The organism is Pseudomonas sp. 300 (assembly GCF_055803035.1).
The window spans coordinates 3,748,234-3,762,003 of the sequence record NZ_JAVLRV010000002.1; the positions used below are offsets into that span (position 1 = coordinate 3,748,234).

The following is a 13,770-nucleotide window of genomic DNA, read 5'->3' on the forward strand; positions in this document are numbered from 1 at the left end:
CGCCGGAAGTGGGGCGAATTATAGACTTCCAGAATCTGCCGTCAACACCTAATTACGCTTTTCTTGCAGATGGTGTCTTTTTAGCTATTAAACGCGGAATTCGACGAGCTACAGGCGGCAGCCGTAACACCAATAGCAGTACGCCTATCGATGCATAGACCGCCCACTCCTTCAAATCAGCACGAACGATCCACAACATATGCAGCAAACCAAGACCGAGAACCCCATAAGCCATTCGATGCAGCTTCTTCCAGCGAGACCCCAACCGTCGCTGACTGTAGCGATTAGAGGTTATCGCCAACGCCAACAAACAAAGGAACCCCAAAGCACCGACAATAATGTACGGCCGCTTGCGCAACTCGACACCCAGTTGGGACCAATCGAAGCCAAGAATGAACGCTAAATAGCCACCCGAATGGAGTACCACGTAAGCGAAGCACCACAAACCCAGTTGCCGCCGGACAGCAATCCACCCCACCCAACCGGTGAGTTTCTGCAACGGCGTCATACTCAACGCAACAAGCAGCAGTACAAGTGTCCCCAACCCCAACCGATCAACCAGCACCTTGCCTGGATCCGGCCCCAGCACGTCCGCCCATGCTTGATACAACCAAACCAGCGGCCACATCGCCGCTACGATGAAGACACCGATACGCCAGAGCGGATATCGCATCAGTAGTTCTTCCGCAGATCGAGCCCTGTATATAGAGAAGCAACTTCGTCCGAGTAGCCGTTGAACATCTGCGTGTCACGCACATTAGGCTTGAACAGTCCGCTCGGCAGCCGTCGCTCCCGAGCCTGCGTCCAACGCGGATGATCGACTGTCGGGTTCACGTTGGCATAGAAGCCGTACTCGTCCGCAGCGATGCTTTGCCAAGTAGTGTTCGGCTGCTCGCTGACCAGACTGATCCGCACAATGGATTTGACGCTTTTGAAGCCGTACTTCCACGGAACGACCAAACGCAGAGGCGCGCCGTTCTGGTTTGGCAATTCGCGCCCATACATACCCACCGCAAGAATCGCCAATGGGTTCATTGCCTCATCCAGGCGCAACCCTTCTACATAGGGCCAGTCGATCAAGGCAAAACCGGAGCGCTGCCCCGGCATGGTCTTTGGATCCTGCAGTGTTTCGAAGCGAATAAACTTTGCCTTGGAGGTGGGCTCAACGGCTTTGAGCAGCGCAGAGATGGGAAATCCGATCCATGGAATGACCATTGACCAGGCCTCTACACAGCGAAGCCGATAGATACGCTCCTCCAGCTGGTAAGGCTTCATGAAATCTTCCAGCGCATATCGCCCCGGCTTACCCACCTCCCCGTCCACCACTACGCTCCACGGCTCGGTTTTCAGCGAACCGGCGTTGGCGGCCGGATCCCCCTTATCGGAACCGAACTCATAAAAGTTGTTGTAGTGAGTCGCATCCTTGAACGGTGTGATCGCTTCATCCTTGACGGTGACCGCCCCCCACTTGGTCGAAGGGAGTTTCTCGGCAAACCAGGACGGCGCATTGCCCGCCTCGACATCCGCGTATCGCGCGGCATCTTCAGCATTGGACCAACGCGGCAAGCTGCTGACAGCCAGACCGGCAACGACAGCCCCGAGCACATGACGGCGAGACAGATAGAGGGATTCAGGCGTGACATCCGACTCATTGCAGTCGGACGCTTTGGGGACTTTGATCAGCATGGCAACTCCGCAGCATTGGAGGACAGATGCACCAATAGACTGCGGAGTATGAGGGAAATTACGTGCTTTTGTGCCGACGAAGACGTAACAGATATTGAACCGGACCAGACGCTGCATAGGCGAGGAAAACCAGCAGCAGAATGCGCGGCGGATCACTGAACACGACAGCAAACACCAACACTACAGCAAGAATCGCCACGAAAGGTACACGACCCTTCAAGTCCAGCTCCTTGAAGCTGTTGTACTTGATATTGCTGACCATCAGCATGCCGGCAGCCGCGACCATCAGCGCGACCAGGAACGACATCTTGGAACCCTGAATACCGTAATCGCTGAATGCCCAGACAATACCCGCAACCACACCCGCCGCAGCCGGACTGGCCAGACCGATGAAGTAGCGTTTGTCCGCAGTACCTACCTGAGTATTGAAGCGCGCCAGACGCAACGCAGCGCCAGCGACATAAATGAACGCGACCATCCAGCCGACCTTGCCCATATCGCCCAAGGCCCAGCCAAAGGCCAACAGTGCCGGCGCGACACCGAAGGCGACCATATCGGACAGCGAGTCGTACTCGGCGCCGAAGGCGCTTTGGGTGTTGGTCATACGGGCAACGCGGCCATCGAGACCGTCGAGCACCATCGCGACAAAAATGGCGATCGCGGCAAAGGCAAAATACTTGCTCGCGCCAATCGCATCACCGGCACTCAAGGCGCTCTGGGCACTCATCGAGTTGATGATGGAATAGAACCCTGCAAACAGGTTCGCAGTGGTAAACAGATTCGGCAGAAGATAGATACCACGATGCCGGACTTTACGACCTTCAGCGTCATGCCCTTCTTCGATGTGCTCATCGATGGGCAGCAGGCTTTCGGCGTCAGAAGCCTGGTTTGGCTCTTCGGGACGTTCGCTCATGGACATTACCTTGCAACGGGGTGGAAAGTTTCGACAGGTGTCTGGGACGACGGTTCGGCCACAAACGATGCAGCTTTATACCAGAACCGGCCTCCCAAACGAAAAAACGCGGCCTAGGCCGCGTTTTCCGTACAAGTGCGCGACTTAGTTTTTGGCTTTGTCGACGATCTTGTTGGCACCGATCCACGGCATCATGGAGCGCAGTTGCTCGCCGATGATTTCGATACCGTGAGCGGCGTTGTTACGACGCTTGGCGGTCATCGAAGGATAGCCGGTTGCGCCTTCGCTGATGAACATCTTGGCGTATTCGCCGTCCTGAATACGTTTCAGAGCGTTGCGCATGGCCTGACGGGATTCGGCGTTGATCACTTCCGGACCGGTCACGTACTCGCCGTATTCAGCGTTGTTGGAGATCGAGTAGTTCATGTTGGCGATACCGCCTTCGTACATGAGGTCAACGATCAGCTTCAGTTCGTGCAGGCACTCGAAGTAGGCCATTTCCGGCGCGTAGCCAGCTTCAACCAGGGTTTCGAAACCGGCCTTGACCAGTTCAACGGTACCGCCGCACAGAACGGCTTGCTCGCCGAACAGGTCGGTTTCGGTCTCGTCCTTGAAAGTGGTTTCGATGATACCGGTACGACCACCGCCAACGCCGGCAGCGTAGGACAGCGCAACGTTTTTGGCGTTGCCGGAAGCATCCTGATAGATAGCGATCAGGTCAGGGATACCGCCGCCTTTGACGAACTCGGAACGCACGGTGTGGCCCGGTGCTTTCGGCGCGATCATGATCACGTCGAGGTCAGCGCGCGGAACAACCTGATTGTAGTGAATCGCGAAGCCGTGGGAGAAGGCCAGGGTGGCGCCTTTCTTGATGTTCGGCTCGATTTCGTTTTTGTACAGGGCAGACTGGAACTCGTCCGGGGTCAGAATCATGACCAGGTCGGCCGCCGCAACAGCGGAAGCAACGTCGGTCACTTTCAGGCCGTGGGCTTCGGCCTTGGCAACAGTCGCCGAACCTTTACGCAGGCCGACAGTGACGTCAACGCCGGAGTCTTTCAGGTTGCACGCTTGAGCGTGGCCTTGGGAACCGTAACCGATGATGGCAACTTTCTTGCCCTGGATGATCGACAGGTCGCAGTCTTTTTCGTAATAAACTTTCATGAAATTCCCCTATATATCCAGGCCGTTCAGGCCGTTCGCTAATTTGGTTTAGATGCTGAGTACTTTGTCGCCGCGAGCAATACCGGTTACGCCGCTGCGGACGGTTTCCAGGATCGAGGCGGTGCCGATGGACTGAATGAAGCTGTCGAGCTTGTCGCTGGTACCGGTCAATTGAACGGTATACACGCTAGCGCTGACATCAACGATCTGCCCACGGTAAATATCGGTGGTGCGCTTGATCTCGGCGCGCTGGGCGCCGGTGGCCTTGACCTTGACCAGCATCAGTTCGCGCTCGATGTGAGCACTTTCCGACAGGTCGACCAGCTTGACCACTTCGATCAGCTTGTTCAGGTTCTTGGTGATCTGCTCGATGACCTCATCGTGGCCAACGGTGGTCAGCGTCAGACGCGACAACGTCGGGTCTTCGGTTGGCGCCACGGTCAGGCTTTCGATGTTGTAGTTGCGCTGCGAGAACAGGCCGACTACACGAGACAGAGCGCCAGGTTCGTTTTCCAGAAGCAAGGAAATAATGTGCCGCATGATTAAGTACGCTCCGTCTTGCTCAGCCACATATCTCGCATGGAGCCGTCTTTGATCTGCATCGGGTAGACGTGCTCGCTGGTGTCGACCGAAATATCGATGATCACCAGGCGATCTTTCATGGCGAACGCCTCTTCCATCTTCGACTTCAAATCTTTCGATTCGGTGATGCGCACGCCAACGTGACCATAGGCCTCTGCCAGCTTCACGAAGTCAGGCAGCGACTCCATGTAAGAGTGCGAGTGACGGCTGCCGTAGCTCATGTCTTGCCATTGGCGAACCATACCCAGAACGCCGTTGTTCAGGATGACGATTTTGACCGGCAAGCCATATTGCAGACAGGTGGACAGTTCCTGAATGTTCATCTGGATACTGCCCTCGCCCGTTACGCAGGCGACGTCGGCGTCCGGAAAGCTCAACTTGATGCCCATGGCCGCCGGAAAACCGAAGCCCATGGTGCCCAGGCCACCGGAGTTGATCCAGCGGTTTGGCTTGTTGAACTTGTAGTACTGCGCCGCGAACATTTGGTGCTGCCCCACATCGGAGGCAACAAAGGCATCGCCCTTGGTGACTTCGCACAGGGTTTCGATCACGGCCTGCGGCTTGATGACGCTGCCGTCGCCCTTGTCGTACGGGAACAGGCCGCGATCACCGCGCCATTCATCAACTTGCTTCCACCAGCTGGCAACAGACTCCTTGTTCGGGGTCTCGCCGATCTCCTTGAGGATCGCGACCATTTCGGTCAGGACGCTCTCGACCGGACCAACGATCGGCACGTCGGCCTTGATGGTCTTGGAGATCGAAGCCGGGTCGATGTCGATGTGGATGATCTTCGCATTCGGGCAGAACTTCGACGGACCGTTGATGACACGATCGTCGAAGCGTGCGCCGACTGCGATGATCACGTCAGCATGGTGCATCGCCAGGTTTGCGGTGTAGCTGCCGTGCATGCCGAGCATGCCGATGAACTGACGGTCGGTGCCAGGGTAGGCACCCAGGCCCATCAGGGTATTGGTCACTGGCAGGTTGAGCATCTTCGCCAACTCGGTCAGCGGCGCGGAGCCACCACCGAGAATCACGCCGCCGCCCGCATACATCACAGGGCGTTTGGCCGCCAGGAGCATCTCGGCTGCCTTGCGGATTTGTCCGGAGTGACCGCGAACGGCCGGGCTGTAGGAACGCAGCTTGGCTTTTTTCGGGAAGATGTATTCGAACTTCTCGGCCGGGTTGGTCATGTCTTTCGGGATATCGACAACGACCGGACCAGGACGACCGGATTGCGCCAGGTAGAACGCTTTCTTCATGACTTCCGGGATTTCCGACGCGTGCTTGATCATGAAGCTGTGCTTCACGATCGGCCGGGAGATACCGATCATGTCGGTTTCCTGGAACGCATCGGTGCCAACCATGGTGCTCGGCACCTGGCCGGAAATGACCACCATCGGAATGGAGTCCATGTAGGCCGTGGCAATACCGGTGATGGCGTTGGTTGCGCCCGGGCCGGAGGTCACCAGTACCACACCGGCTTTACCGGTGGCACGAGCATAGCCGTCAGCCATATGGGTCGCAGCCTGTTCGTGACGAACCAGGATGTGGGTCACTTCCGGTTCTTTGAACAGGGCATCGTAAACATGAAGAAGAGCACCACCCGGGTACCCGTAGATGTACTTGACGCCTTCGTCACGCAAAAAGCGGACGAGCATCTCACCGCCAGATAAAAGCTCCACGTTGTTCACCTCTAAAACGCCAGAATACCGCCCACATACACGAGGACGGGTCTTAATAGGTTTACTTCTCAGCAGAGCATGAGCGACGGTGGTCGCCGACTACGTCAGCACTGACTGAGCAAGTATTGGGATCGTCCCAAGTGTTGCGGGCCTTTCCCACCCAGCGCGAGGTAACGCGTTGCGGGTGTAACAGGTCGGCGCGGATGTGCGCCTCATGATCTGCTGAGTGGGTCTGCTTCTGGCAGTCCCTCTACAGCGGACTTTGGATTCTTCTGTTTCGTCCCCTGCAAGTCAAGTCGTCAATGTGCTTTATTGAAGTAAGCACATGAGAAAGCAAGAAAAAACCGCTAAACAGCAACTGTGTTAGCTTCAATTGCGCAACCCAATACAAGGAAATGGCATGCGAACGTTTTTCCTGACCGCCAGCATGCTGATTGGCATCAGCCCTTTGTGCATGGCCGCTCAGATTTACACATGGGTCGATGAACAAGGCGTTACCCACTTCGATGCGCAACCGCCCCAGGGCCGGGAAGCCACGACCGTGGTCACGCCCTCCTCCTCTGCGAGCAAGCCGTCTACGCTGCCGCGCAGTAACGCCATTGGCGATCAACAGGCCATCGATAAATCGGTGAAAAAACAGGTCGCCGAGCAGCAAGCCCAGCTCAAGGTATTCTGCGAGCAGGCCCGAACCAACCTGGCTCAACTGCAGAACAATCCGCGGATACGGGAGGACGTCGACGGTGAGATGCGCCGCCTGACCGACGAGCAACGTCAGGAGCGCATCACCGAAGCACAGCGACAGATCACAGAGAACTGCCAGTAGGCACCTGCATGATCGAGGTCAGCGGGAGGCGGTGATCAGCAGATCAAACTCTTTGAGCAGCACCTGCAACTGCCGATCCTTGCCCTGGACATTGCGGGCGGCGAAGACCATTTCGGCCATCTCCTGAATGCCCGAGGCATTGGGCAGCGGCAAATCCTGTTCGAGGATTACTTTCATGCGTGGCAGGAAGATCCATTGCAGCCACTGCTCGAAATCCAGCGTATCGACCGAGAACGGCTCGACGCTGGACAGCGCTTCAACCGATGGTGAGACATCGTCCCACCATCCCTGAACCCGCAGTTCGCGCTCGATCAACAGCAACTGCTCGGCGATTTTCGGAAATCGTGCGTCCATCACAGCGAAACCTTGGCCTTCTGACGGGCCAGTGAAGCGCCAGCGGAATCACCCTGTTTCTCACGTGCCTGAGCGATCAATTCCCACAGACTGGCCTGAAGTGCCGGACGTCCATTGGCGAGGGTCAGACCACGACGAGCGAACTGCTCGGCTTGTGCTGCATCACCTTGGGCCATGCGCACCTGCGCAAGACGATAAAGCACTTGCGGCTCACGCGGCGCAACCCGTTGGGCACGCTCCAGACTGGAAGACGCACCGTTGAGGTCACCGCCAGCCTGTTGCTGCTGAGCAGTGGTCAGCAGCGCCAATACCGGACCGTCCAGTTGCTCATCGGCTGACAAACCACCGGCGCTCGACGAAGGAATCCCGCTCGGCGTCGATGGCATGCTGTAGCTGCCCTGGTTGACCGGTGCCGACTGGACTGGCGAAGTGTCGATCGGACTCGAAGTCATCGGGCCAGGTGTAATCGGCGAAGTGCTGATCGGTGCCGATGCGACTGCTCCGCCACCCGGTACCATCACCACGACGCCGGTGTCACCTTGCGGAATCGCCTGGGTCTGGGATTGCACAGGACGTTTAACCGTCGTCTGACGATAACCACCGTTTGCCGAAATTCGCTCACTGTTGGAAACGGCGCTGCCTGAATCCACAACCGGAATCGAACCGCGTTGTACGCTGGAGCAACCGCTGAGCAAAGCCACGGCGGTAATTGCTGGAATCAACCACTTGTTCACTTGAAACCCTCTTTGCTTAATTCATCCAGCCCTTGACCCAATCCATCACCGTTTCGCCGGAAGCAGGGCTATCGCCACCGCAAGCGGCGCCGGGAGGCGGTTCGCTGCCGCGAATATACGGCATCTGCACCGCGCCTGGGCAGTTGGCATCAGAGCCTTGCCCGGTACGCGAGTCGACCCACGCCTGAACAATGTTGTCCGGTTGCGGCATGTCCAGCGGCAATGGATCGGCCTTGCGCATGAAACTCGTCCAGACCTGCAACGCACCGGTGGCACCGGTGAACGGAGTCTTGCCGTTATCGTCGCGCCCCAACCAGACCACCGCCAGCAAATCCTGACTGAAACCGGCGAACCAGCTGTCTCGCGAATCGTTACTGGTACCGGTCTTGCCGGCCAGGGTCAGGGTTTTCGGCAACACGTTGTAAACCGAACTGCCGGTGCCTTCGCGCATGACCCGTTGCATGGCGCTCTGGATCAGGTAAATGGAAGCCGGGTCGAAACGCTGCTGAATCTGGAACGGATAACGCTTGAGCGGTTCGCCTTCGGCCGTCAGTACGCTACGGATCCCGCGCATCGGCGTATTGAATCCACCGTTGGCGAGTGTCTGGTACATGGTCGCCACTTCGATCGGGGTCATGCCGCCAGCGCCCAGCAGCATCGACGGAAATGCCGGAAACTCGCGACTCACACCCAGGCGAGCCACCGTCTTCAAGACATTCGGCACGCCCACCGCCAGCCCGAGACGCGCAGTCGACAAGTTGTAGGAATGTGCCAGGCCTTGATAAAGGAAAACCGTGCCATGGGAGCGGCGATCATAGTTCTGCGGTTTCCAGACCTGACCGTCCGCGCCTTTGACCGAGAAGGATTCGTCCGACAGCCAGCTGGTCAACGTGTACTGGCTTGGCTTCTCCAGGGCTGTCAGATAAACCGCCGGTTTGATCAACGAACCGATCGGCCGGACAGCATCCAGCGCCCGATTGAAACCGGCGAAGCTCGCCTGACGACTGCCAATCATGGCCTGGACTTCGCCGGTTTCCGGGTTGGTCACGACCATCGCCGCTTCAACGTCATCGGAGCCTTTGCGCCCGGACAAGCGCTTGAACGTATCGTTGACCGACGCTTCGGCTTTCATCTGCAAAATAGGATCGAAACTGGTGAAGATCCGCAGACCTTCTTCGGTCAAGTCTTCATCGCGATAGTCTTCACGCAGCTGACGTTTAACCAGATCGATAAAACCGGGGAACGAACTGTCGGCCAGTTTGCCGCGCGTCGTCACGCCCAACGGCATTTTCTTCGCCGCAGCGACCTGTTCGGCGGTGGCGACGCCTTGCTGCTCAAGTACGTCGAGCACCAGGTTGCGCCGCTCGAGCGCCCGCTCCGGATTGCGACGCGGGTTGTAATAGGACGGCCCCTTGACCATGCCCACCAGCATCGCGACTTGATGCAGTTTCAGTTCGGACAACGGTTGCCCGAAGAAGAACTGACTGGCGAGGCCGAAACCGTGCACCGCGCGCTGGCCATCCTGACCGACGAACACTTCATTGAGGTAAGCCTCAAGAATTTCCCGCTTGTCGTAATGCAGCTCAAGCAGCATCGCCATCATGGCTTCGGTGAGTTTGCGGGTCAGGCTGCGTTCGCTGGTCAGGTAGAAGTTCTTGACCAACTGTTGCGTCAGGGTACTGCCGCCCTGGGTCATCTTGCCGCCAGAGGTGTTGACCCAGATGGCGCGGGCAATCGACTTCGGCGACACGCCCCAGTGGCTATAGAAGTCCCGATCCTCCACGGCGACCAGGGTTTCCAGCAGATACGGCGGCACCTGATCGATCTTGATCAGAATGCGGTCTTCGAGATTCTTCGGATAAATCCCGCCGATCAGCAGCGGCTCCAGCCGTACCACAGAAAGCTTCGAACCATTGGTCGCGGAGAGTTCGGCTACGTAGTCGCCAGAGAATCGCACGCGCACGGGCTGTGCTTTCTCCAGGCCTTCATAGAACTGGAAACCACGGGTATTCAAGTCGACAGTGTTGCCGTTGACCGCCGCGGCGCCGGGGCCGTTGCTCACGCTTTCGCGGCGATAGCCCAAGGCGTCGAGTTCGGTGAGGAAGTCATCCTTGCTCAGCTTCTGGCCGGTGAACAGCTCCAGCGGGCGCGCATACACCTTGGCCGGGATGGTCCAGCGCTTGCCGGAGAACTTCTCCTGGACAATAGCGTCGAGGTAAACCGCGAATCCGGCGAGCACCACGAGGCCGACCAGACTGAGTTTAAGGGCCCAGCCCAGCCAAGGGCTCAGGCCCCTGGAAGGTGGTTTTTTGGGGGTACGGGGGGATCGAGTACGAGTCATGGCGCCGGATTATACGCACTTTATTCATACTCAACAGGAGCCCTCCGAGGTTTGCGTCGGGCGGACTTGCGGCCATAATGACGGCCGTGAATTTTCTCAGACTCTGAAGGAACACCTGTGAGCCAGTCCCTGATTGCCGCGCTGCAAAACCCGGCCCTTTACCCGCATCCGGTAGACGGGTTCCAGCTCATCGAAACCCACATCTCCTGGGTGATTCTCACAGGCCCCTTTGCTTATAAAGTGAAGAAACCAGTCAATTTCGGCTTCCTCGACTTCACCAGCCTCGAGGCTCGCGAGCATTTCTGCGGCGAAGAGCTGCGCCTGAACCAGCGTCTGACCAATGATTTGTACCTCGAAGTGTTGCCGATTACCGGCAGCGCCGAAGCACCACAACTGGGCGGCGAGGGCCCGGTCATCGATTACGCGCTGAAAATGCGTCAGTTCCCACAGAGCCAACTGCTCAGCACGCTGCAGGCCAACGGCGAATTGACCACCGCGCACATCGACGAGATGGCCGCACAGATTGCGCAATTCCACCTCACCGCACCAAAAGTGCCTGCGGAACACGAAGCCGGGACACCGGACAGCGTCATGGCGCCGGTGCGGCAGAACTTCGAACAGATCCGCCCATTCCTCAGCGACAAGGCTGACCTGCTGCAACTCGATGCTCTGCAAGCCTGGGCCGAAAGCAGCTTCGAACGCCTCAAGCCACTGTTTGCCCAGCGTAAGGCCGAGGGGTTCATCCGTGAATGCCACGGTGACATCCACCTGGGCAACGCCACCGTGATCGATGGCAAGGTCGTGATCTTCGACTGCATCGAATTCAACGAACCGTTCCGCTTCACCGACGTCTATGCCGACACCGGCTTCCTGGCGATGGACCTTGAAGACCGCGGCCTCAAAAGCCTGGCCCGTCGCTTCATCAGCCAATACCTGGAGCTGACCGGCGATTACCAGGGCCTGGAACTGCTGAACTTCTATAAAGCCTACCGTGCGCTGGTTCGCGCCAAGGTCAGCCTGTTCAGCATGCCGGCCGAGGCCGACCCGGTGCAGCGCGCCACTACCCTGCGCCAGTACCGCAACTATGCGAACCTGGCAGAAAGCTACAGCACCATTCCTTCGCGCTTCATGGCCATCACCCACGGCGTTTCCGCTGTTGGCAAAAGCCACGTGGCCATGCGCCTGGTGGAAGCGCTGGGCGCGATTCGCCTGCGTTCCGATGTCGAGCGCAAACGCCTGTTCGGCGAGCAGACCGTCACCAACGATCCGCAAGCCGGCATTTATAGCGCCGACGCCAGCGTCGCGACTTACACGCGCCTGCACGAAATCGCCGCGGTCATCCTGCGTGCCGGTTTCCCGGTGGTGGTCGATGCCACTTACCTCAAACGCGACCAGCGTGACGGCGCGGCGAAAATCGCCGAAGCCACCGGCGCGCCATTCCTGATTCTTGATTGCAACGCACCACAAGCCGTGATCGAAAGCTGGCTGGCCCTGCGTCAGGCAGATAAAAAGGATCCGTCCGACGCCAACCTGGCCGTTATCAAAGCGCAGCAAGCCAATCGTGAAGCCCTGACGCCAGAAGAGATTCTGTGCAGCAAACGCGTGCAGACCAATGAAAGCGGGACCCTCGACACCGTCGTTGCGCAAATTCGCCAACGCTTGCCAGGCCTGTAAAAAAGTATTTCAGCCGTGAAGCCTTCACCGGCTTCACGGCTGTCAAATAGTGGCACTATACTGGCGTCATAAAACCAACAGGTGATGTGACATGAGCCAGCCGAAACTTCTCGACACCCCGCTTTATGCCTTGCTGCACAAAGACGACATCGCAGGCTTCAACAACGAACGTCCATCCAGCGGACCTATCGACATGGTCGGTGGTGATTTCCGAGGTTTGGACCTGCGCGAACTAAACGCCGACGGCATCGACTTTACCGATGCTTATTTCCGCTCCGCCGACTTGCGCGGCATCGATTTCAGCAACGCAAACCTGGAAGGCGCGAGCCTGGCCCACGCGCAGATCTCCGGCGCCTACTTTCCGCGAGAGCTGAGTGCCGACGAAATTCTGATGTCGATGAATTTCGGTACACGTCTGCGCTATCGCCCCCGTTAAAAACGACATTGACTGACAGGTCCAGCGCCCCCGCCTTGCGCTGGACTTTGGGCATTTTTTGCCAGTAAACCTGATCGCTTCCCCTTCCCTTCTGACCGGACTCGCGAACTTTTCCGTCGCTGCGCAAGCATGCCTCTTAGAAGCATTTACGCCGAAACCGACCAAACAATCACGCTTTTCCTACTGATGGCTACACTCCTCAGAAGCTTGCCCACGCACCGTTCGGCCGTCGCAAGGAGGCTTGATGAATGATGAACTGCAGCACCTGAAGAATCTTGGCAAGACATCGGCGCAGTGGCTGCATGCCGTGGGCATCCACAGCGCCTCGGACTTGCGTCGCCTGGGGGCGGTGGATGCTTATCGGGCCGTGCGCACGCGCGGATTTCGGGCATCCAAGGTGTTGTTGTATGCGATCGAAGGCGCGTTGATGGATGTGCATTGGAACGACATCCCCGCCGAGCGCAAGGAAGCCCTGAATAAACAATTGGAAGCGATCTCGTCACGTCACAAGAATTGAACAGGCACCGCCGCCATGTACTTGCTTGGGGAACAACCGGCTTATGCCGATGCACTGATCAACCGACTGCAAAACATTCCCGCCCGACTGCTGGAGCGTTTGTCGCCTTGTGGCCCGGCCTTGCAGTTTTCCGCCGTGGACGACCTGACGCCCCTGTTGCCGGGCAATCAATTGTTTGTGCTGAAGAATGGGCTGCTGCATGGATGTGTCAACGAGCGCGCCCTGTTTTATCTGCATGAAGGCGATCTGGTCGGTTTGCGCCAGGACATGGACTTGCCACGCTTTCGCCTGTGCAGTGAAAGCCCACTGGCATTGACGCCTTACCTGCGTTCCGAAGTTTTTCAGCACATCTATGCCAACCTGGAACGCTCAGAACTGTTCCTGCAATATCTGGCCGGCCAGACTGCACTGCTGTCCGACGCGGTCGCGCGCCTGAAACAACCCGAGTTCCGCGCCACCAATGGTTTTCAACGGGTGGCGCGGGGCGACGTGCTGATCCATCAGGGCGATGAGGCCGATCACGTGTTTGTCATCATCGAAGGCCACGCAGAAGCCTTCGTCGACGGATATAAAGTCGGTGACGTGCCCCGGGACGAGATTTTCGGTGCGATGGCGGTGTTCACCGGCGAGAAGCGTAATGCCAGCGTGATCGCCAGCGAACCGAGCACCGTCATGCTGATCCCGAAGGAGCAGTTTCTCAGCCTCACACAAAGCAATCCGAAGATCGCCCACAGCCTGATCGAGAGTATGGCCCGACGCATTGACCTGCTAAACAAGCAGATCACGCAGTTGAGCTCACCCCAAAAAACAGGCTGAAGCCCAATGATTACGGGGCTCTTCGGCAAGCGACTGACAATTTTCAAG

14 protein-coding genes are annotated in these 13,770 nt (G+C 57.9%); 5 read left to right on the plus strand and 9 right to left on the minus strand.

The window, feature by feature from the left end:
- Nucleotides 1-52 precede the first annotated feature (52 nt).
- The 6 genes from msrQ to Q7W83_RS23740 form a co-directional block, all read right to left on the minus strand.
- Nucleotides 53-673, minus strand: coding sequence for a protein-methionine-sulfoxide reductase heme-binding subunit MsrQ (gene msrQ, locus Q7W83_RS23715; protein WP_150634807.1), 621 nt, complete (start codon nucleotides 671-673; stop codon nucleotides 53-55).
- Nucleotides 673-1,686 (minus strand): protein-methionine-sulfoxide reductase catalytic subunit MsrP, encoded by a 1,014-nt coding sequence (gene msrP, locus Q7W83_RS23720; RefSeq protein ID WP_473657276.1) that lies wholly within the window; start codon nucleotides 1,684-1,686, stop codon nucleotides 673-675. The genes msrQ and msrP overlap by 1 nt, the downstream gene beginning before the upstream one ends.
- Nucleotides 1,687-1,744: 58 nt before the next feature.
- Nucleotides 1,745-2,599 carry a CDP-diacylglycerol--serine O-phosphatidyltransferase gene (gene pssA / locus Q7W83_RS23725; RefSeq protein WP_150634805.1) on the minus strand — a complete coding sequence of 285 codons (855 nt, stop codon included), beginning with the start codon at nucleotides 2,597-2,599 and terminating at the stop codon, nucleotides 1,745-1,747.
- A 144-nt stretch (nucleotides 2,600-2,743) separates the two neighbouring features.
- Nucleotides 2,744-3,760, minus strand: coding sequence for a ketol-acid reductoisomerase (ilvC, locus tag Q7W83_RS23730; protein ID WP_007948647.1), 1,017 nt, complete (start codon nucleotides 3,758-3,760; stop codon nucleotides 2,744-2,746).
- Between the two features lie 48 nt (nucleotides 3,761-3,808).
- Entirely contained in the window at nucleotides 3,809-4,300 is a 492-nt protein-coding gene (ilvN, locus tag Q7W83_RS23735; protein WP_003176102.1) for an acetolactate synthase small subunit, read from the minus strand.
- 2 nt (nucleotides 4,301-4,302) lie between these two features.
- On the minus strand, nucleotides 4,303-6,027 hold the full coding sequence (locus Q7W83_RS23740; RefSeq protein ID WP_150638251.1) for an acetolactate synthase 3 large subunit: 1,725 nt from the start codon (nucleotides 6,025-6,027) through the stop codon (nucleotides 4,303-4,305).
- A gap of 400 nt (nucleotides 6,028-6,427) precedes the next feature.
- On the opposite strand from Q7W83_RS23740, the gene Q7W83_RS23745 reads away from it, so the two are divergent.
- Complete coding sequence (locus Q7W83_RS23745) at nucleotides 6,428-6,850, plus strand: DUF4124 domain-containing protein (protein ID WP_473657282.1); 423 nt, start codon at nucleotides 6,428-6,430, stop codon at nucleotides 6,848-6,850.
- Between the two features lie 18 nt (nucleotides 6,851-6,868).
- Here Q7W83_RS23745 and Q7W83_RS23750 read toward each other — a convergent pair whose 3' ends face one another.
- Genes Q7W83_RS23750 through mrcB form a run of 3 tightly spaced genes read right to left on the minus strand, consistent with a single transcriptional unit; the run spans nucleotide 6,869 to nucleotide 10,279 of the window.
- Nucleotides 6,869-7,204 (minus strand): YqcC family protein, encoded by a 336-nt coding sequence (locus Q7W83_RS23750; protein ID WP_150634702.1) that lies wholly within the window; start codon nucleotides 7,202-7,204, stop codon nucleotides 6,869-6,871.
- Entirely contained in the window at nucleotides 7,204-7,938 is a 735-nt protein-coding gene (locus tag Q7W83_RS23755) for a tetratricopeptide repeat protein (protein WP_150634703.1), read from the minus strand. Before Q7W83_RS23755 ends, Q7W83_RS23750 begins: the two co-directional genes overlap by 1 nt.
- Before the next feature lie 16 nt (nucleotides 7,939-7,954).
- On the minus strand, nucleotides 7,955-10,279 hold the full coding sequence (mrcB, locus tag Q7W83_RS23760) for a penicillin-binding protein 1B (protein WP_150634704.1): 2,325 nt from the start codon (nucleotides 10,277-10,279) through the stop codon (nucleotides 7,955-7,957).
- 117 nt (nucleotides 10,280-10,396) lie between these two features.
- On the opposite strand from mrcB, the gene Q7W83_RS23765 reads away from it, so the two are divergent.
- From Q7W83_RS23765 to Q7W83_RS23780, 4 genes are all read left to right on the plus strand, one after another.
- Entirely contained in the window at nucleotides 10,397-11,953 is a 1,557-nt protein-coding gene (locus Q7W83_RS23765; protein WP_473657287.1) for a bifunctional aminoglycoside phosphotransferase/ATP-binding protein, read from the plus strand.
- A gap of 91 nt (nucleotides 11,954-12,044) precedes the next feature.
- Nucleotides 12,045-12,389, plus strand: a complete 345-nt coding sequence (locus Q7W83_RS23770) for a pentapeptide repeat-containing protein (RefSeq protein WP_473657289.1) — start codon at nucleotides 12,045-12,047, stop codon at nucleotides 12,387-12,389.
- A 244-nt stretch (nucleotides 12,390-12,633) separates the two neighbouring features.
- Nucleotides 12,634-12,906, plus strand: coding sequence for a TfoX/Sxy family protein (locus tag Q7W83_RS23775; RefSeq protein ID WP_007971093.1), 273 nt, complete (start codon nucleotides 12,634-12,636; stop codon nucleotides 12,904-12,906).
- 15 nt (nucleotides 12,907-12,921) lie between these two features.
- Nucleotides 12,922-13,722, plus strand: a complete 801-nt coding sequence (locus Q7W83_RS23780; protein WP_473657292.1) for a Crp/Fnr family transcriptional regulator — start codon at nucleotides 12,922-12,924, stop codon at nucleotides 13,720-13,722.
- The last annotated feature ends 48 nt before the right edge of the window (nucleotides 13,723-13,770 follow it).